The sequence below is a fragment of the Streptomyces sp. NPDC047981 genome, from assembly GCF_040653315.1.
In the GTDB taxonomy this organism is placed as follows: domain Bacteria; phylum Actinomycetota; class Actinomycetes; order Streptomycetales; family Streptomycetaceae; genus Streptomyces.
The window spans coordinates 1-19,293 of record NZ_JBEZNQ010000093.1 but is presented as its reverse complement, the minus strand read 5'-3'; the positions used below and the strand labels follow the sequence as shown (position 1 = coordinate 19,293).

At 74.3% G+C, this 19,293-nt stretch carries 12 protein-coding genes, 2 tRNA genes and 1 riboswitch; of the genes, 9 read left to right on the top strand and 5 right to left on the bottom strand.

Features of this window, described 5'->3' with window-relative positions; translation table 11 throughout:
• Positions 1–114: 114 nt before the first annotated feature.
• The 3 genes from AB0E14_RS34355 to AB0E14_RS34345 all read left to right on the top strand — a co-directional run bounded on the left by AB0E14_RS34355 (position 115) and on the right by AB0E14_RS34345 (position 5,043).
• Positions 115–187, top strand: a tRNA-Lys gene (locus AB0E14_RS34355).
• Between the two features lie 114 nt (positions 188–301).
• A complete protein-coding gene (locus tag AB0E14_RS34350; RefSeq protein ID WP_362427513.1) occupies positions 302–1,960 on the top strand; it encodes a DUF2079 domain-containing protein in 1,659 nt (552 codons plus the stop codon).
• A gap of 38 nt (positions 1,961–1,998) precedes the next feature.
• Entirely contained in the window at positions 1,999–5,043 is a 3,045-nt protein-coding gene (locus tag AB0E14_RS34345) for a LuxR C-terminal-related transcriptional regulator (RefSeq protein WP_362427510.1), read from the top strand.
• On the opposite strand, the gene sigJ is transcribed toward AB0E14_RS34345, so the two are convergent.
• Positions 5,040–5,930: an RNA polymerase sigma factor SigJ gene (sigJ, locus tag AB0E14_RS34340; protein ID WP_362427507.1), complete on the bottom strand. Its 891-nt coding sequence runs from the start codon at positions 5,928–5,930 to the stop codon at positions 5,040–5,042. The genes AB0E14_RS34345 and sigJ overlap by 4 nt on opposite strands.
• A gap of 295 nt (positions 5,931–6,225) precedes the next feature.
• Here sigJ and AB0E14_RS34335 point away from each other — a divergent pair, with 295 nt between their 5' ends.
• The 5 genes from AB0E14_RS34335 (at position 6,226) to AB0E14_RS34315 (ending at position 11,026) form a co-directional block, all read left to right on the top strand.
• The gene (locus AB0E14_RS34335) at positions 6,226–6,705 is read left to right on the top strand and encodes a rhodanese-like domain-containing protein (protein WP_362427504.1); all 480 of its coding nucleotides are present in this window, start codon (positions 6,226–6,228) and stop codon (positions 6,703–6,705) included.
• Positions 6,706–6,767: 62 nt separating this feature from the next.
• Positions 6,768–6,841, top strand: a tRNA-Met gene (locus AB0E14_RS34330).
• A gap of 482 nt (positions 6,842–7,323) precedes the next feature.
• On the top strand, positions 7,324–8,412 hold the full coding sequence (locus tag AB0E14_RS34325; protein ID WP_362427523.1) for a PP2C family protein-serine/threonine phosphatase: 1,089 nt from the start codon (positions 7,324–7,326) through the stop codon (positions 8,410–8,412).
• Positions 8,413–8,716: 304 nt separating this feature from the next.
• Positions 8,717–8,864: riboswitch (cyclic di-AMP (ydaO/yuaA leader) on the top strand.
• 11 nt (positions 8,865–8,875) lie between these two features.
• Positions 8,876–9,964, top strand: a complete 1,089-nt coding sequence (locus AB0E14_RS34320) for a M23 family metallopeptidase (RefSeq protein WP_362427501.1) — start codon at positions 8,876–8,878, stop codon at positions 9,962–9,964.
• Between the two features lie 102 nt (positions 9,965–10,066).
• On the top strand, positions 10,067–11,026 hold the full coding sequence (locus tag AB0E14_RS34315; protein WP_362427498.1) for an aldo/keto reductase: 960 nt from the start codon (positions 10,067–10,069) through the stop codon (positions 11,024–11,026).
• A 13-nt stretch (positions 11,027–11,039) separates the two neighbouring features.
• Here the strand turns inward: AB0E14_RS34315 and AB0E14_RS34310 are convergent, their stop codons facing one another.
• The 4 genes from AB0E14_RS34310 to AB0E14_RS34295 form a co-directional block, all read right to left on the bottom strand.
• Positions 11,040–12,356, bottom strand: a complete 1,317-nt coding sequence (locus AB0E14_RS34310) for a PrsW family intramembrane metalloprotease (protein WP_362427495.1) — start codon at positions 12,354–12,356, stop codon at positions 11,040–11,042.
• Between the two features lie 105 nt (positions 12,357–12,461).
• Complete coding sequence (gene trmB, locus AB0E14_RS34305) at positions 12,462–13,265, bottom strand: tRNA (guanosine(46)-N7)-methyltransferase TrmB (RefSeq protein WP_362427492.1); 804 nt, start codon at positions 13,263–13,265, stop codon at positions 12,462–12,464.
• A gap of 181 nt (positions 13,266–13,446) precedes the next feature.
• Complete coding sequence (gene lhgO, locus AB0E14_RS34300) at positions 13,447–14,643, bottom strand: L-2-hydroxyglutarate oxidase (RefSeq protein WP_362427489.1); 1,197 nt, start codon at positions 14,641–14,643, stop codon at positions 13,447–13,449.
• Between the two features lie 114 nt (positions 14,644–14,757).
• Positions 14,758–16,206 carry an MFS transporter gene (locus AB0E14_RS34295; RefSeq protein ID WP_362427486.1) on the bottom strand — a complete coding sequence of 483 codons (1,449 nt, stop codon included), beginning with the start codon at positions 16,204–16,206 and terminating at the stop codon, positions 14,758–14,760.
• 629 nt (positions 16,207–16,835) lie between these two features.
• Here AB0E14_RS34295 and AB0E14_RS34290 point away from each other — a divergent pair.
• A complete protein-coding gene (locus AB0E14_RS34290; protein ID WP_362427483.1) occupies positions 16,836–19,019 on the top strand; it encodes an asparagine synthase-related protein in 2,184 nt (727 codons plus the stop codon).
• Positions 19,020–19,293 lie beyond the last annotated feature (274 nt).

The window sequence follows — 19,293 nt, the reverse complement described above, 5'->3', positions numbered from 1 at the left end:
CCGGAGCCGTCCCCCAGGGGGCACCCCGGGGGACGCTTCCGCGGGGTGGCGCCGTGTCGGATACCCGATCGGTTCCTGGGAGCGATACGGCTATGCTCGGGGGTGTTGTGCCGAGGGCCATTAGCTCAATTGGCAGAGCAGCGGACTTTTAATCCGTTGGTTGTCGGTTCGAGTCCGACATGGCCTACGTGTGGCGGGCGGGGGAACACCCTCGGACCCGCGGGGAGCGCCTCGACCGGTTTCGCCGGGCGGGGCGCTTCGTCGTTGGCAGTTGGCCCGGGCGGCACGTAGCTTTCGGGGCATGAGCGCCCCACCGATACGCGAGCCCGAGCAGGTCGCAGACCCCGAGGCCGCGGACGGTGAGATCGCGGACGGTCGGGTCGCGGACGGTGTTGTCGCGGGCCGGTCCCGGGTCGTGGCCCCGCGCTTCACGGACCTTCCTCGGGTGCGCGGGGGCGTCACGGCGCTCGTCTGCTTCCTCGTGTGCTTCGCGCTCGGGCTGCAGTCGTGGACGGCGCTGCGGGTGACGGGGTTCGATCTCGGGATCTTCGACCAGGCCGTGCGGGCGTACGCGCACTTCGAGCTGCCCCGGTCGCCGATCAAGAGCGTCCACCATGAGTTCCCACCGGACTTCACGCTCCTGGGTGACCACTTCACCCCGCTCCTGGCCCTGCTGGCCCCGCTCTACTGGGTCTGGGACGACCCGCGCTCGCTGATCCTCGCCCAGGCGCTGCTCTTCGCGGCGGGTGTCCCGGTGGTGCGCCGGATCGCGCTCCACTGCTTCGCCGGCGCCGCCCCCGTCGTCGCACGCCGGGCGGCCGACGTGAGCGGGCTCGTGTACGCGGTGGGCTGGCCGCTCCTGAACTCCTCGTACACCGGCTTCCACGAGGTGGCCTTCGCCGTACCGATCACGCTGCTCATGCTGGAGCGCGGCCTGGCGCGGCGTTACGGGGGCGCCGCGCTGTGGGCGCTCGCGCTGTGCCTGGTGAAGGAGGACATGGGCCTGGTGGTCGGGGCGTTCGGTCTCGTGCTCGCCGTCCGCGCGCACCGCGCCGGGCACACGGCCGGCCGGACCGCGGGCCTCGCGCTGCTGGTGGGCGGACCGCTGGTCGTCGCCGTGGTGGTCGGCTGGTTCCTGCCGGCCATGGGCAGCCCGCCCGGCTACTACTGGAGCTACGGCCGGCTCGGCGCGAGCGGCGGGGAGGCCCTGCTGCGGGTGCTGACCGAGCCGTGGGTGGTGGCGGAGGTGGCGGTCACGCCCTACGTCAAGGTGCTGATGCTCGCGTGGATCCTGGGGACGCTCGCGTTCCTGCCGGCCGGATCGGCGACGCTGCTGCTCGCGATGCCCCTGCTCGCCGAGCGCATGCTGTCCGACAACCCGAACCACTGGCCGGTGGTCAACCACTACGACGCCTTCCTCTGGCCCATCCTGCTCACCGCGGCGCTGGAGACCCTCGCGCGGCTGCACGGCAGGAGACGGGGCGTCCGGACCGCCGTCGTCGGCGCGCTCACGCTGAGTACGGCGGCGGCCCTCGTCGCGGGCCTCGGCCTGCCGTTCAACCCGGGCTCCTGGCAGCCCCGCCCCGACAAGCGCGCGCTCGCCGCCGCCGCCGAACTCGTCCCGGACGGCGCGACGGTGGAGGCCGACAACACGGTGGCCCCGCGCCTGACGTCCCGTACCCGCGTCGTCCTCGTCGACGCCACGCCCCGCGGGGCGGACTGGGTCCTGCTCAGGGTCAACGACCGCACCTTCCCCTTCGCGTCCCTCGACGAGCAGCGCCGGCGGATCGACCTTCTCCTCGCCCACGGGTACGAGCAGGTACGGAACGAGGACGGGGCGGTCCTCCTGCACCGCGTCCGGAACGTCCCGATCCCCGGCATGCGCGTACCCGGCCCGGACAGCACGCCGGTGCGCGAACAGGTGCCGTCCGACGTGGGACGCAATCCCTTCTTGCGGTAGCCGCCCCGCAGTTGGGGCCCGGGGCCGATAATGAGGCCGTGACCAGTCCCGTGATCTCGGCCCGGGAAGCCGACGTGCTCGCGCTCCTCGGGGAGCACCTCAGCAACGCGGAGATCGCCGCCCGGCTGTTCATCTCCGTCCGCACCGTCGAGTCCCACGTCTCCTCGATGCTGCGCAAGCTGGAGGTGCCGGACCGGCGCGCGCTCGCCCGGTACGCGATCGAACGTGCCCGTGCCGAGGCCGAGGCCGAGTCCGAGGAAGGGGTCGGCCATCAGGAGGAGCGGTCCTCCCGTGCCGTGCCCGTTCCGCTGCCGGCCCCGCTGACCGCCTTCGTCGGGCGGGTGCGTGAGCGACAGGAGTTGGCCGCGGCCGTGCGGGCGCACCGGCAGGTGACCGCCGTCGGTCCCGGCGGGGTGGGCAAGACGCGGCTCGCGCTCGCGGTCGCCGCAGACGTCTCCGACGACTTCGCCGACGGGGTGTGGTTCGTCGACCTGGTCCCGGTCACCGAGGAGAACCGGGTCGGCGCCGCCGTCGCCGCGGCGCTCGGCGTGGGTGAGCGGCCCGGCGGCGGGATCGACGACGCGGTGCTCGCCGCCCTCGCGGACCGGCAGGCCCTGCTCGTCCTCGACAACTGCGAGCAGATACGGGACGGGGGCGTCGCGCCCTTCCTGGAGCGGCTGTTGACGGCCTGCCCCCGGGTGCGGGTCCTCGTGACGAGCCGGGCCCGGTTGCTGGTCCCCTTCGAACGGGCCTTCTCCGTACCGCCATTGTCCCGTGAAGGCGGCGACGACTCGGACGCCGTGGCCCTGTTCCTCGACCGGGCGGGCGCCGTCGGCGCGTCGGCCGTGGTGGGGCTGCTCACGGATCCGGCGGTACGCGCCCGGGTCGTCGCCCTCTGCGAACGGCTCGACGGCATGGCCCTCGCGATCGAACTCGCCGCCGCCCGCTGCGCCACGCTCGGGCTCGACGGCCTCACGGCCGGTCTCTCCCAGCAACTGCGCCTGCTCGCCGGAGGCCCCCGCGCCACCGACCGGCACCGCTCGGTACGGGCCGTCCTCGACTGGAGCCATGACCTGCTGGCGCCGCCGGACCAGGCGCTGTTGCGCCGGGTGTCGGTGTTCGCGGTGCCGTTCACGGCCGAGGCGGCCACCGAGATCGCCGCCGAGGGCGCCGCCGAGATCGCCTTCGAGGGCGACGTCGAGGCCGCGGGGGCCGTTCCGCTGGACGCGCTCGACGTCGCCGACGGTCTCGGGCGTCTCGCCGAGCAGAGCCTGCTCGCGGTGACACCGTCCGAGACGGGTACGCGGTACCAGGCCCTGGAGACGATCCGCCAGTACGGGACGGAGCGGCTCGCCGAGGCGGACGAGCTGACCGCCGTCCGCACCCGGCACGTGCGCTGGTGCCTGCAGCGTGCGGCGGAGCTGGTGGCGGTCGGCGGTGACGGGACCGACGACACCGAGCGTCCGGACGGCGGTGCCGACTGGCGCGCGCGGTTCGACGCCGTGGCGGACGAGCTGCGGGCCGCCCTCGGCTGGGCCGCGGGCCGTACGGACCAGCAGGCCGATGCCCACGCCCTCGCCCTCTCCCTGGCCGGCGCCGCCTTCACCCGCAACCTGCTCGGCGAGGCCCAGCAACGGTACGAACAGGCCGCCACCGTGGCGGGCGACGCCGGGGCCGCCGCCCTTCGGCAGGCCGCCGCCGTCGCCGGTTGCCGCAGGCTCGGCGACGACATGCTCCGCCTGCACCGAGCCGCCGCCGAGGCCGCCCGCAGCGCGGGGGACACCGCGGGGGCCGGGCGCGACCTGGCGGCGGCCGCCACCGTCGCGTACCGCTTCTCCAGCGAGTTCACCCGCCTTCCGTCCGCCGACGACGTGACCGTCCTGCTCAAGGAGGCGAGCGAGTCGGCCGGTACCGACCCGGCGGCGGAGGCGGCCGTCGCGCTCGCGGAGGCGGCGGTGCTCGCGGACGCGTTCGGCGCGGTGCAGGGCGACACCGACAACACGGCGGCCGAGACCGTCGCCCGCGCCGAGCGGGCCGTGGCGCTCGCGCGCCGCACGGGCGACCCGGTCGCGGAGTCCGCCGCCCTCGACGCGCTCTCGGGCGCCCAGTGCTGGGCCGGGGAGCCCTTCGCCGCCGCTGCTGCCGCCCGGCGCCGCATCGACCTGCTGACCGGGGACGACCCGGAGGCCCGTACCCCCGCCCCCGCCCAGGCCCGTACCTCCGCCTCCGCCTCCGCCCCCGCCCATACGCACGAGCTGATGGACGCGCTCGCCATGGCCGCCGGAACCGCCCTCGGCGTGGGCGACCTGCCGGGTGCCCGCCGCTGGGGCGGGCGGCTGGCCCGTCACCCGCTCCTCGCCGAGGTGGGCCACCACGCCACGTCCTGGCTCCTGGTCGCGGACGCGTTCGCCGGCCATGGCGACGAGGTGCTCACCGGCAGCGCGCGGTTCCTGGACGCGTGGGAGCGGAGCGGCCGCCGCCGCTCCTTCTCCCTCGGCCCCGCCGCCGCGTCGGTCGCCCTGGTCCACGGCCTGCGTGGCGACGAGGGCGCCCGAGCGGAGTGGCTCGGCATCGTCGACCGGGCGGGTACGGGCGACGAGTACCACCACGGCTACGGCGCGGTCCTCGACGCCCAGCTCCTTCTCCACCGGGGCGACCCGGACGCGGCCCTCGACCGGGTCTCGCCCGAGCCGGAGCGGGTGTGGAAGTGGGTCTCCTGGATATGGCTGCACTGGTACGTGACGCTCCGGGCCGAGGCCTCGGTGCTCGCCGGCCACCCCGACGCCCGTGCCCGGCTGGCCGCGGCCCGTACGACGGTCGCCGGGAACCCGGTCGCCTCCGCCCACCTCGACCGGACGGAGGCGCTCCGCGAGGGGGACCTGCCCCGGCAGCTCACGGCCGCCGCGGCGTTCGAGGCGGCCGGCTGCCGCTACCAGTCCGCCCGCACCCTGCTCCTCGCGGGCGGCGACCACGCGGTCGCGGGCACGGCCGCCCTGACCGCCCTCGGCCTCGCCGGGCCGACGGCGCCGCCAGGGCGGGCCGGCCCGGCGGTCCAGGGCCTGTCGTTCGGTATCAGGCCCTAGGACGCGCCGACGCCCAGCGCCTCCAGCCGCTCCGGGTCCGCGATGATGTCGATCTGCGTGATGCGGTCGCCGACGATCGTGAAGGCCATGAGTCCGGCCACGCGGCCGCCGTCCACCAAGGAGATGACGCCCGGCGCGCCGTTGACCAGCACCTCGCGGTACTCGCGGCGGAAGCGGGCGAACGTGAGCGCCTGGTTGACGACCGCCTCGGCGCCGCGCACCACCTTCGAGAGCGCCGCGGCCGCCTTGCCGCCGTCCGCCCGCAGCAGCACGTCCGGGTCCAGGACCGCGAGCAGGCCCTCGAAGTCACCGCCCTGCGAGGCCGCCATGAACGCGCCGACGACCTCGCGCTGGCGGGTGAGGTCGGGCGCCGGGCCGGGCGCCGCGCCCTGGACCCGGCGGCGGGCCCGGCTGGCGAGCTGGCGGGTCGCGGCCGGGGTGCGGTCCACGATCGGGGCGATCTCGTCGAAGGAGACCGCGAACATGTCGTGCAGGACGAAGGCGAGCCGCTCGGCCGGGCCCAGCGTGTCCAGGACCACGAGCATCGCGAGGCCGACCGAGTCGGTCAGCAGCGCCTCCTCCTCCGGGTCGCTCCGACCGCCGTCCGCGCCGCGCACCAGCGGATCGGGGACGTAGTACTCCAGCGGGTCCTCGCGGCGCGAGGCGCGCGAGCGCAGCATGTCCAGGCAGACCCGGCCGACGACGGTGGTGAGCCAGCCGCTCAGGTTCCGTACGTCACCGATGTCGGAGCGGCTCAGCTTGAACCACGCCTCCTGGACGGCGTCCTCGGCCTCGCTCAGCGAGCCGAGCATCCGGTAGGCGACCGCCTTGAGGTGGGTGCGGTCGGCATCGAAGCGCGCGGCCAGGAGGTCCTTGTCGTCGTCCATCGGTGCGTCATCTCCCTCGTCGTAGCTCGTAGCTCGTAGCTCGTGGCTGGTGGCTCGCGTCTCGTGGCGCCGGCTCGTGGCTCGCCGGATCGTCACGTGCCCTTATGTCCATGACGGACGGCGTCCCCGTGACGTGACACGTCCGCGGCCCGGAAACGTCCCCGGCGTCCCCGGCGTCCGCAGCGTGAGATCCCTTGTCGTCCCCCGCCGAACGCCCGGATTTTCCCGGCGGAGCCGTCCCACCGCCGGGATCTGCCACTTCAGCGCCGTGATCGTCAACCGTAGATTTTCATGCATGACGACAACCGCGCAGGTCAACGCCGTACTTCGTACCCCGCCCGCCGCTCCCGAGGCCGCGGCCGCGTACTTCTCCGCCAGCCTCGCCTTCCACGCCGACGTCTCCGATGTCGCGAGCGCCGTCGCCGCCGGCGGCGACCTCGGCTTCGTGGTCCTGGACTCCCGCTCCACCGCGTCCTGGGACCAGGGCCACGTCCCCGGCGCCCTCCACCTGCCGACCGCGCTCATCGCCGAGCAGGCCGAGCAGCTGCTCGACAAGTCCGTTCCCGTGGTCACGTACTGCTGGGGCCCCGGCTGCAACGGCGCCACCCGCGCCGCGCTCGCCCTCGCCCAGCTGGGATTCCAGGTCAAGGAGATGCTCGGCGGCTTCGAGTACTGGGTCCGGGAGGGCTTCGCGTACGAGACGTGGGAGGGCCCCGCGAAGAAGGACGCGGACCCGCTCACCGCCCCGGTCGACGCCGAGGACTGTGGCTGCTGAGACCTCGGCCGGGAAACGGATTAGGGGATCCGCGCACCATGCCGTAAGGTCGTATTCACCGACGCGGGGTGGAGCAGCTCGGTAGCTCGCTGGGCTCATAACCCAGAGGTCGCAGGTTCAAATCCTGTCCCCGCTACTCAGTAGCAACGAAGGCCCGGATCCAGTCACTGGATCCGGGCCTTCGTCGTTTCCGGCCGTTTCCGACGACCGGGCGGCGCTCGTGCGGCTGCGGGGAGTGCGGAACCCGTGTCCCCCACATGGCCGAGCGGGGGTCGCCGAGCGGCGCGGCTCCCGCCACCCTGGGGAGGGCGCGGTACCGTCCGTCGCCGTGCCGTGTACGGACCGGGCAGGAGACCACAGGTGGGGCAGGGCCAGGGGCAGGGGCAGGAACGAGGGCCGGACCGGGGGCAGGGGCGGGGGAAGGGGCAGCCGCGTCCGTCGGTGAACGGGCGGGGCGCCGGGGCGCGCAACGGCTCGGCGGGCGGGCGGGCGAACGGCCTCGCCAACGGCTCGGCGAGCGGGCGGGCGAACGGCTCAGCGAACGGCCTGGCGAACGGCTCGGCCAACGGGCTCTCCTCTCGGGGCCCGCGGCGGCGGGCGGAGCGGGCGCGCCGCTTCATCCGGGCCCTGCCGCCGCTGGTGATCGTCGGCGGGATCGTCTTCGACCTGTCCACCCCCGCCTCGTACACGGCCTCCCCGATGTTCGCCGCCGCGCCGCTCATCGCCGCGCCGTTCTTCTCCATGCTCACGACGCTGCTCACCGGCATCGCCGCCGTCCTCGCCAGCATCGGGCTGCACGTCTACAACGACACCGTCAACGACATCCCCGCCCTCACCGAGACGCTGACCGTCGTCACCGTCTCCGCGCTCGCCCTGCTGATCAACCGGGTCGTACGGCGCAGTGGCGAGCGGCTCGCCTCGGCGCGGGTGATCGCGGAGACCGCGCAGAAGGCCGTGCTGCCGACGCCCGCCGAGCGGATCGGCGGGCTCCAGGTCGCGGCCCGCTACGAGGCCGCGCAGGCGGACGCGTTCATCGGCGGTGACCTCTTCGCCGTCCAGGACACGCCGTTCGGGGTCCGGCTCGTGGTGGGTGACGTGCGCGGCAAGGGGCTCGACGCGGTGGAGGCGGTCGCTGTCGTGATCGGTGCCTTCCGGGAGGCGGCCGAGCAGGAGTCCTCCCTCGAGGGCGTCGCCCAACGCCTGGAGCGGGCGCTCGCCCGCGAGGGCACCCGCCGGGACGGGCTCGACGCCTTCGAGGGGTTCACCACCGCCGTCCTCGCCGAGATCCCGCGCGGGGAAGGGCGGGTACGGGTGGTGAACCGGGGCCACCCCGAGCCGCTATTGCTCCACGCGGACGGGGGCCTGGCGCATCTGGAGCCGACCGAGCCCGCGCTGCCGCTCGGCATGGGCGAGCTGGCCGCCTGGCCCGACCGGGCCGACGAGGCCCCGTACCCGCCGGGCGCCACGCTGCTCCTCTACACCGACGGGCTCTCCGAGGCGCGCGACGCCTCGGGGGCGTTCTACGAACCGGCCGAGCGGCTCGCCGGGAGGATCTTCCCGGGCCCCGAGGAACTGCTCGACGCGCTGGTCGACGACGTGCGCCGGTACACGGGTGGGGGCTCCACCGACGACATGGCGCTGCTCGCCGTGAGCCGGCCGGGCGCGGGCCAGCCGGAGCGGCGCCGGACGATGCCCGTGGTGCCGTGACCCCTGCCGTGACCTCTGCCGTGACCCCTGCTGTGCCCTGCCGTGCCCTGCTGTGACGACTGCCGTGACCACTGCCATGACGGCCGCCGTGACCTTGCGTAGTGGAGGGGTACCGCTCCGATAACAATTGACGAACCGTCACTCACCGCGGCGCGGTAAGACTTCGTACTGAAGCGGGCTCAAATCGGGCTGTACCAGCTCAATCTCGGGAATGATCAACGGGAACAGCTTGGAATCAGCCCCCCGTGTCTATTAACGTTCGATAACGCAGCGCGGTCGTCCCAGCCGTCGCAAGAGACGGCACCGTGCGCGTGCGCCGAATCCTGAAAGGGAACCGGGGAACCACTACTTGGGGTGAATCGGGCACCTTCGCACCCGTGCGGAACCGCCCGTAGGAGACCTTCCTGCTCCGAACCCGTCAGCTAACCCGGTAGGCGAGAAGGAAGGAAAGGAGCACGCCTCCGTGGCGTCCAACAGCCCTGCCCCCGAAGGTCTTTCTGACGGGTTCCACGCGTTCGGCGCCCGTGGCGCCGCCGGGACGGACGACGACGCGGCGACGTGGGGGGAGTGGAACCCCACCGAGGACTCCCTGCGCCAGCAGTCCCGTTCGGGTGGCCGCCACCGCGTCGTGAAGCAGCGCTCCGGCTTCGCCCGCTCCTCCACCGTCCTCGGCGTCGGTGTCATCGCGGCGGTCGGCGCGGGCGGCATGGCGACCGCCAAGGAGAAGCCCCCGGTCTCGATATCGCTTCCCGACCTCAACCTGCCGGACGCCTCCGAGCTGCCCGGTGTCGGCGAGTTCATCTCGGACGACGACGCGGGTTCGGACTCCGGTACGACCAACCCGCAGCCCCTCACGGCCACCCTGGCCCTGCCGGCCGACAGCGTCGACAAGGCCGACGGTGCCAAGACCACGTCGGCCGCCGACGCGGGCGAGGCGCTGCGCGCGCGCATCCTCCAGCAGGCCGAGCAGCAGCAGGCCTCCGCCGACGCCGCCGAGAAGGCCGCGGCGGAGAAGGCGGCCGCCGAGAAGGCCGCCGCCGAGGCCGCCGCCAAGGCGGACCAGGCCGAGAAGGAAGCGGCCGCGGCCAAGAAGAAGGCCGAGGAGGAGGCGGCGGCGAAGGCCGAGGCCGAGCGCCTGGCCAAGCTCGCCGCGAGCTACTCGCTGCCCACGTCCTCGTACACGATCACCTCCACCTACGGCCAGTCCGGCTCCATGTGGTCCTCCGGCCAGCACACCGGCCTCGACTTCGCGGCGCCCACCGGCACGCCGGTCAAGGCGGTGCACGGCGGCACCATCAAGTCGGCCGGCTGGTCCGGCTCGTACGGCTACCGGATCGTCCTCGAGCTGGAGGACGGCACGGAGGTCTGGTACGCGCACCTGTCCTCGATGACGGCGAGCGTCGGCCAGACCGTGGGCACCGGCGACACGATCGGGCGCGTGGGCGCGACCGGCAACGTGACCGGCCCGCACCTGCACCTCGAGGTCCACACCGCGGGCGGCGCGGGCATCGACCCGGCGGCCTGGCTGGGCAGCAAGGGCCTCTCGGTCTAGCGACCCCCGGAGACTTCCCGACTCCGGCAGTCCTGGCGGCACCCCCCCCCGACCTCAGGGCTGCCGGAATACCCGGCCCCGGGACGGTCGTTGTACCGTCCCATGACCTCACTTCGCCCGCTGGGCACCTCAGACCTCGACGTCTTCCCCCTCGCACTGGGCGGCAACGTCTTCGGCTGGTCCGCCGACGAGGAGCAGTCCTTCGCGGTCCTCGACGCCTACACCGCCGCGGGCGGCAACTTCGTGGACACCGCCGACATGTACTCGGCCTGGGCCGAGGGCAATCAGGGCGGAGAGTCCGAGACGGTCATCGGCAAGTGGCTGGCCTCCCGCGGCAACCGCTCCGAGGTGGTCATCGCGACCAAGGTCGGCGCGCACCCCCGCTACAAGGGCCTCGCCGCGACCACGATCAAGGGCGCGGTGGAGGAGTCGCTGCGGCGGCTCGGGACCGACCACATCGACCTGTACTACTCGCACTTCGACGACCCGACCGTCCCGGTCGAGGAGATCGTCACCGCGCTCGACCAGCTGGTGCGGGACGGCAAGGTGCGCGCCGTCGCCGCCTCCAACATCTCTCCCGAGCGGCTCCAGGCCTCCCTCGACTTCGCCGAGGCCGAAGGCCTCGCCCGTTACGTCGCCCTGCAGCCGCACTACAACCTGCTGTCGCGCGACACCTACGAGGGCGAGCTGCTGGCCACCACCGAGCGGGCCGGGCTCGCGGCCGTCCCGTACTTCGCCCTTGCCTCCGGCTTCCTCACGGGCAAGTACCGCGCCGGGAAGACCGTCGACAGCGTCCGTGCCGAGGGTGCCTCCGAGCACGCGGAGACCGAGCGGGGCCGGCGGATCCTCGCCGCCCTCGACACCGTCGCCGCGGCGCACGACGCGGAGGTCGCCACCGTCGCCCTGGCCTGGCTCGCCTCCCGGCCGACCGTCGCCGCCCCGATCGCCTCGGCCCGTACGGTCGAACAGCTCCCGGCCCTCGTGGCGGTGGCCGATCTCCGCCTGACCCCGGCGGAGCTGACCCTCCTGACGGAGGCCTCCGAACCGGACGCCGCAGCCTGAGGGTCCTGAAGTCCTAGCTCTGGTACGGGTTGTAGCCGCCGTAGTCGAGGTACTGCGGCGGCGCCCAGACCCGGCCCGTCGCCCGTGCCGCGTACGTGAGCGCGGGTGACGCGACCGGCTTGCGCTGCCACAGGTGATGGAGCAGCTCCTGCTCGCGCGCCGTGAAGTCGGGGTCCTGCGCGCCGCGCTGGGCGCGGTGGCGCAGGAAGGCGAGGGTGGTCGCGAACGCCTCGTACTCCCCGACGGCGGTGGCGGCCGGCGGGCCGTACGTGCGGCGGGCGAAGTCTCGGGCCACCGAGCGGGCCCGCATCGAGGAGAGCGCGAGGGGCTCGGCCGGCGAGAGCCAGCCGGCCGCGGCGTACGCGGGGAGCTGACCGGATATCGTGCGCAGCTCGCGCTGCCTGCTCCATATCGCCAGCCAGGTCAGCAGGCCGAAGGCGGGCACCATGAACATGCCGTAGATCAGGATGAAGCCGAGCGGCCCGAGGATCGTCGCGGAGCCGTTCCACAGGGCGTGCATGACCATGGCGAGGAGCAGCCCGGCGAGCGGCAGCAGGACCCGTCGGGTCCGCAGGAACTTGTGGCGGGACGTGGCGAGGGCGGCGAACGCGAAGCCGAGGCCGGTGAAGACCGTGAACAGCGGATGGGCGAACGGCGACATCACGATCCGCACGAAGAAGGTGGCCGCGGTCATCGAGCCGAGGCCACCGGAGCCGAGGTCCTGGTCCTCGCCGAAGGCGTTGCCGAGATAGAGGATGTTCTCGGTGAAGGCGAAGCCGGTGGCGGTGAAGCCCGCGACCACGACCCCGTCGACGAGGCCGGTGAAGTGCCGTCGGCGGAAGAGGAAGATCAGCAGGATCGCCGCGGCCTTGGCGCTCTCCTCGACGACCGGGGCGACGACCGTGGCGCCCCAGGACTCGGCGGAGGCGGGGTCGGCCGTGGCGGTCGCGATCCAGCGGACCGCGAAGGAGTTGGCGAGGATCGCGACGAGCGTCGCGGCGCACGCGCCCCAGGCGAAGGCGAAGATCAGGTTCTTCCACGGGCCCGGCTCGACCCGGTCGAGCCAGCGGAAGGCGGCCATGAGCAGCGGCACGGGCAGGACCGCGAGGCCGAGGCCGACGAGGAAGCCCTCGGTGCCGGTCTGTTCCCGGACGATCGCGAGGATCACGAGCGCGCAGATGGCGAGCACGGTGATCACGGCGATGGCCCGGACCAGCTTGCTGCGCCAGAAGGCGCGACGAGGCCTGTAGCGCCACTGGGCGCGGTCCGGAACGGCCGTGAAGGCCGGCTCCTCGGTGTCCCTTGTGGGGACGGGAACGTGGTTCGACACGTGATCGACCCTAACGAGGAGGACTGACACCTGCGAAGGAGTTCTCCGACAAGAGCCGTTTCCCTGTGGACGACCGGGCCGGTCCGATGTCGCTCCGGGCGGCGGCTACTTCCTGCGGAAGAGCAGGTCGTGCACGACATGCCCCTTGTCCAGGCCCTGTCCCTCGAAGCGGGTCAGGGGGCGGAACTCCGGGCGGGGCGCGTAGCCGCCGTCGGGCACGGTGTTCTCGAAGTCGGGGTGGCCGGAGAGGACTTCGAGCATCTGCTCGGCGTACTCCTCCCAGTCCGTGGCGCAGTGCAGCACGGCGCCGGGCTTCATCCGCGTCGCGAGCAGCGTGAGGAACTCGGGCTGGATCAGCCGGCGCTTGTGGTGGCGCTTCTTCGGCCAGGGGTCGGGGAAGTAGACGCGGCAGCCGTCGAGGGCGTCGGCCGTGAGCATCTCGCGGAGCAGGATGATCGCGTCGCCGTTGGCGACCCGGACGTTCTCGAGTCCGCCGCGGTCGGCGAGACCGAGCAGGTTGCCCTGGCCGGGGGTGTGGACGTCGACGGCGAGGATGCCGGTGCCGGGGTCGGCGGCGGCCATCTGGGCCGTGGCCTCGCCCATGCCGAAGCCGATCTCCAGGACCACGGGAAGGCCGCCGAACATCTCGTCCAGGTCGAGGACCCGCTTGCCGTCGATGTCGAGACCCCAGTCGGGCCAGCGCTTCAGCATGGCCTCCGCCTGCCCCGTGGTGACCCGGCTGCGGCGCGGCTGGAAGCTGCGGATCCGCCGCTCGTGGTGCGACCCGGCGGGATCGGGCAGCGGCCCCTCCCCGGCGGCGAACCTCTGGCTGCCCCGCCGGAAGACGGGCTGCGGTTCGGGCTGGGACTGGGGCTGGGGCTGGGTGACGGCTTCACGGGACTCAGACACAATGCGCCCCATTCTACGGTCCCGGGGTCCGAGGAGGCTTTCCGCGCGAAGGCCCCGGCCTGCGGGCGCCCGGGGGAGGGCGCCGGTGGGAGGGCGCCTACGGGAGGGCGCCGGGGAGGCCGCCTACAGCCGGGTGCCTACGGGAGAGCCCCCTACAGCCGGGCGCCCAGGGGAGAGCGCCCTACAGCAGGGCCAGGGCCCGGGACGCAACCTCGCGGCCGATCGGCAGCGAGGCCGTCGCGGCCGGCGACGGCGCGTTCAGGACGTGCACCGTCCGGTGCGCCTCGCGGATCAGGAAGTCGTCCACCAGCGTCCCGTCCCGCAGCACCGCCTGCGCCCGCACCCCCGCCGGAGCCCTGCGCAGATCCGTTTCCTCAACGGCCGGCAGCAGCCTGCGCACCGCCTCCGTGAAGGCCCGCTTCGACAGCGAGCGGCGCAGCTCACCGGCCCCGTAGCGCCAGTGCTCCCGGGCGATCTGCCACGCACCGGGCCACGCCAGCGTCCCCGCCAGATCGCCGGGCCGGACGACCGACCAGTCGTACCCCTCCCGGGCCAGCGCCGGCACCGCGTTCGGCCCGACGTGGACACCGCCGTCGACGCCCCGGGTCAGATGGACGCCCAGGAAGGGGAAGGCCGGGTCGGGGACCGGGTAGACCAGGCCCCGGATCAGCGAAGGGTCGGCCAGCTCGTAGTACTCGCCGCGGAAGGGCACGATCCGCATGCCCGGCTCGTCGCCCGCGAGCCGCGCCACCCGGTCGCACTGCAGCCCCGCGCAGTTCACCAGGACCCGCCCGCGCACCACCGTCCCGGCCGCCGTGCGGACGGCGACGCCCCAGGGTCGCCGGTCGACGGCGGTGACCTCGGAGCCGTACAGGATGCGCGCCCCGGAGGCCTCGGCGAGCTGCTCCGCCACCGCTCCGTAGTCGCAGATCCCCGTGGTGCCGACGTGGATGGCGGCGAGGCCCCGCACGTTCGGTTCGTACTCGGCGATCTGGGCGGGGCCCAGTTCCCGCACCGGGATGCCGTTCTCGCGGCCGCGCTGCACGAGCGCGTGGAGCCGGGGCAGCTCGTCGCGGCCGGTGGCGACGATCAGCTTGCCGGTGACCTCGTACGGCAGCCCGTACTCGGCGCAGAACTTGACCATCTCGGCCGCGCCCTTGACCGCGAACCGTGCCTTCAGGGAGCCGGGGCGGTAGTAGATCCCGCTGTGGATCACCCCGCTGTTCCGCCCGGTCTGGTGGCGGGCCGGGCCGTGCTCCTTCTCCAGGACGGTGACGCGGGTGCCGGGAGCGGCGCGCGTCAGGGCGTACGCCGTCGACAGACCGACGATCCCGCCGCCGATCACGAGCACGTCGCAGTCGACGTCGTGCGTGTACACCTGCACCACCTCCCACCCCGATAGTGCACTGGCCCACTGACAGATCGGCTAAACCCCCTGGGACACGCGTCACGCGCCACTCCGGCCGACGCGGCCCGCCCTGTCACCGCGCGTTCAGGCCGGGGTCATCAGGAGCGGCCGTGCCCGCTCCCGAAGTTCCATGACCCTGGGCTCGTCCCCGTACGGTTCGAGCCGGTGCAGCAGGTCCCGTACGTACTCGGTGGTGCGGGCGGACGAGATCCGGCCGGCCACCTCCACCGCGCGCGTGCCGGCCGCGCAGGCGGCGTCCAGGTTGCCCGACTCCAGCTCCGCCACCGCCGACACGACGAGCCGCAGCCCGTGCGAGCGGACGAACTCTTCCGTCGGCCGGGACAGCGCCTGCTCGGTGAAGCGGCGCACCTGGCGGGGCGCCTTCAGGTCCCGGTAGCACTCGGCGGCGTCCGCGCAGAACCGGTCGTACGAGTAGAAGCCCAGCCAGGACGGGTCGGCGTCGCCCTCCCGCGAGCGCTCCAGCCATCCCTCGGCGGCCTTGAGCGCGGCGGCCGCCGCCGTGCCGTCGCTCGCCTTGGCGTGCGCGCGGGCCTCGACGAGCCGGAAGAAGGACATGGTGCGGGCGGTGGCCAGGCCCCGGTTGCGTTCCAGGGCGGCCTGGGCGAGGTCGACCCCCTCGTCGGCGAAGCCCCGGTAGGTGGCCTGGAGGGACATGGAGGCCAGCACGTATCCGCCGAGCGGCACGTCGGCGGCGGCGCGGGCGAGGCGCAGCGCCTGGATGTAGTACCGCTGCGCGGCCTCCTGCTGGCCGGTGTCGAAGGCCATCCAGCCGGCCAGCCGGGTCAGCTCGGCGGTGGCGCCGAAGAGCGCCCTCCCGACCTCGTCCGAGTACGAGCCGAGGAGCAGCGGTGCCGCGTCGACACGTAAGCACTCCGGGACCATCGAGGAGCGCCAGTCGCCGCCGCCGTACTTGGAGTCCCAGCGGCGCGCGTCCTCGGCGGCCTCCCGCAGCTTGGCGACGTCGCTGTGGCCCACGCGCGCGTGGGGGCCGGTCTCGGGTCCCTCGCCGGCCTGCTGCTCCTCGGCCGGTTGCACGAGGCGCTCGACGGAGGAGTCGGCGGGCGTTATCAGCCACCGGGAGGCGGGGGTCGCGTACGCGCTGACCGCGAAGGAGCCGGCCAGCGACTGCCAGATCCCGCCGCCCCCGGCCCGTCGGCCGGCGAGATCGAGGCGGTAGAGCTCGGTGGCCGAGCGGACCGCCTCGCCCACGTCGCGCGGGAAGGCGAGCCCGACCTCGGGTGCGGGGTCGGCGTCGGCGAGCCCGATCTCGTGCAGGGGCACGGGCCGGCCCAGCTTCTGGCCGATGGCGGCGGCGATCAGGTGCGGCGCGGCGCCCTGCGGCACCATGCCCTTCGACACCCAGCGGGCCACCGAGGTCTTGTCGTATCGAAGCGTCAGACCGCGCTGCGCGCCCAGGTCGTTGACGCGCCGGGCGAGGCCGGCGTTGCTGATTCCCGCGAGGGCGAGAACCGTGCCGAGCTTTTCGTTCGGCCCGCGTTGCTCCCTGGACATGACGCCACCCCTCGACACCCAAGACGGCCGCCACGACGCCGGGCATAGGCGTGCGGCATTCGTAAACACAGCGTAGTTCGCCGCATCCCGACCGTTAAGGGGCGGAGTTCCGTATGGCGGGATTGTTGTGGGAACAGACGGATGGCCGACAGATGGCGTAGCGGCGTCGGCGGATCCCTCGCCGTCCGCCGTCCGGCGTGCGCGGCGCACGTGCGGCGCGCCCATGGGGCGCCTTGGGGCGCGTGCTCCGGCTGTGTGGCCGTGCGCCTGGCCGTGCGCTCTCGTCCGGTCGGCGGGGGAGCGCTTCGATGAGTCCTGCGTGGGTCGGCCCACCCGGCTGTGGACCGGTGGGCTGGGGGATACCGTCGCCTCGTTCCCCGCGGGCGGCGGACGGCTCCGGGAGGCGGACAGTGCCTCCCGGACTGCCGACGGCCGGTGGCTCCGTCGGGGGTGTCGGGCGGCGCCGGATCCGCGCCATCGAGAATGGCCGAATGACGACCGTGGTCCCACCGGTGTCAACTGGCCCATGCCAGGGGCGCATTCGCATCCGGGCGCGCGACCCCGGAGCCCCCTCCGTGCGCTGTTGTCGTGGCAGCATGTTCCTCCACTGAACCGACGTGGAGGCGCCGATGCGATGGCTGGTGGGCTGGAGCAGTGTCGCCGCGGGCTTCGGTACGACGGTTACCTCCGGTACAGCCGCTGCGGGGCACGTGGGGCAAGCCGGGCACGTGGGGCAGGCGGGGCACGTGGGGGCCGTCGGGGACCCGGCGTCCGAGGGACGCACGGTGCAGCCCGTGGGCGCCCAACTCCTCTGGGGAGACCCCGATCCGCTCTGGGCGGTCGGCGACTGGCGCCCCGACGAGGTCCGCGTGATCAGCGTCGACGCGCACACCCGCCTCGCGGTCCTGGGGTGTTGCGCCGCCAGCGACGAGGAGCTGCGGGTGGGCCTGCTCACCGCGCGCGGGGGCGCGCTGCGCCATCTCACCGCCTGGGCGGGCAGCTACACGGCGGTCGTACGGGTCGGCCGCCGCGTCACCGTGACCGGTGATCTGGCGGGCGCGCGGCCGGTGTTCCACACCCCGTGGGCGGGCGGCACCGCGTACGCGACCGCCGCCCTGCCGCTGGCGGACCTGGTCGAGGCCCAACTCGACATCGGCCACCTCGCCGCGCTGCTCGCCTGCCCGGAGACCCCGGAGGCGCTGCGCGACTCGACCCCGTACGAGGGCGTGAAGCGGGTGCCGCCCGGGCACGCGCTGATCCTGCGCGAGGGCTCACGGGAGATCGCCGGATACGAAGCGGTGGCCTCGCTCGCCGTCGCGGCGGCCGAGGTCGAGCCGCGGCGGGCCGTGGAAGGCGTACGGGACGCGCTGGTCGACGCCGTGCGGGCCCGGCTCACCGCGCCCCGGCACGCGCCGGAGGCACCCCTCCCCGACCCGGGACCCGTGCCCGGCATGGGGCCGGCCGAGCGGAGGGCGGCCCGCGGCGGCGGCCCGGCGCCCGGCATCGGCGCGGACCTGTCCGGCGGCAGCGCGTCCGGCACGCTCGCGCTCCTCGCGGCCGGCCTGCCGGGGGTGCCCGGGACGATCCTCGGCCACGGCACCGGCGCCGGGGAACGGCTGCTCGCCGTCACCTTCAACGACCTGGCGACCGGCGGAGGTTCCGACCGCGAGGAGGAACTGGAGCGGGCCCGGACGATCGCGGCGAACCCGCGCCTGCACCACGTGGTCGTGGCGGCGGGCGCGGAGGCACTGCCGTACGCGGAGCTGGAAGGGCCGCTGACCGACGAACCCGGCCCGTCGCTGGTCGTCGCCGACCGGCACCGGCGGCGGCTCGCCGGCGGCAGCGCGGACCACTTCACGGGGCTTGGCGCGCGCCAGGTCCTCGACGCGCACCCGGCGCGCCTCGCCGACCTGTTGATGGACCGCCGCCGCAGGCCCCTCCTCCGGCCGGTGACGGCCCTGGCCAAGGCGTCGGGGGCGTCGGCGGGTTCGATGCTGGTCCCGCTGACCGTCTACCGCGCGGCGCGCCGCCTCGCCCGTACGCCGTACCGCTCGGGCCTGGAGGCGGCGGCGCGGCTGCTGCTCGACGCGAACCGGCCGGGGCCGGGGGCCTACGGACCGGTGGAGGCCTCCCTCTCCGCCCTGACCTGGTCGCGACCGGGTCCCGCGGCGCGCTGGCTGACGGGTGAGGCGCTGGCTGAAGTATCGGTTCGCCTGACCCGGGCGGCGACGCTGCCGACGTCGGTGCAGCGGCCCGGGGAGGCACGCGCGCGTGCGGCCCTCGCGCGGGCCGCGGCCGACCACCGCGTCCTGGAGCAGGCGGCCGAGATCCGCGGCCAGCGGCTGCACGCCCCGTTCCTGGACAACCAGGTCGTACGGGCCTCCCGCGACCTCCCCGAGTCGCTCCGGGTCCAGCCGGGCGCCCGCGCGTCCGTCCTGCGCACCGTCCTCGCGGGCGCGGGCGTCCACGACCTCCCGGCGGGCTGGGGCGCGCCGAACCCGGCGGTCCCGGCGGCGGCCGTCCGCGCCGGACTGCGCGCCGCGCTCCCGCACCTCCTGTCCCTCTTCGACGCCCCGCTCCTCGCCGACGCGGGTCTGATCGAGGCGCGCGTGGTCCGCAAGGCCCTCCACGCGGCGGCCGACGGCGACCCGATCCCCCTGGACGGCCTCGCCGACCTCATCTCCACCGAACTCTGGCTCCGCCGCCTCCTCGCCCGCCGAGGCTCCTGCTGGACCGGCTCGGCGGCCCCCCGCCAGCGCCAGGCGGTGGTGGGCCCCCTGGTACCGGCGTCACGGCGGTCGCTTCCGGCGTGAGGCGCCCCCGCCAGCCCTCCCGTTCCGGTGAACATCCCCGTCCCGCGCCCCGACCGGCCGCCGGAGATGCCGGCCTGGGCACCGGGCGGGAGGAGCCTTCATGTCCCGATCCCGTAGACCCCGAGGAGTCCCCGCCCGCACACCGCGCGGCCCTGCAGACCCGGAGGAGTCCGCGCCCGCACCCCGCGCCGCCCCGCCGCGCGCCCCCGCCCAGCGCCTCACCCCGGCCGCCCGCCCCCGCGCCACGCCCAGGTAAACCCCCAGGCGTCCCGCC

What these genes read in the sequence shown, in the direction of transcription:
- AB0E14_RS34315 (WP_362427498.1), top strand. Translation starts at nt 10,067, where the DNA reads ATGACCTCACTTCGCCCGCTGGGCACCTCAGACCTCGACGTCTTCCCC.
- AB0E14_RS34350 (WP_362427513.1), top strand. Translation starts at nt 302, where the DNA reads ATGAGCGCCCCACCGATACGCGAGCCCGAGCAGGTCGCAGACCCCGAG.
- sigJ (WP_362427507.1), bottom strand. Translation starts at nt 5,930, where the DNA reads ATGGACGACGACAAGGACCTCCTGGCCGCGCGCTTCGATGCCGACCGC.
- AB0E14_RS34335 (WP_362427504.1), top strand. Translation starts at nt 6,226, where the DNA reads ATGACGACAACCGCGCAGGTCAACGCCGTACTTCGTACCCCGCCCGCC.
- AB0E14_RS34290 (WP_362427483.1), top strand. Translation starts at nt 16,836, where the DNA reads ATGCGATGGCTGGTGGGCTGGAGCAGTGTCGCCGCGGGCTTCGGTACG.
- AB0E14_RS34295 (WP_362427486.1), bottom strand. Translation starts at nt 16,206, where the DNA reads ATGTCCAGGGAGCAACGCGGGCCGAACGAAAAGCTCGGCACGGTTCTC.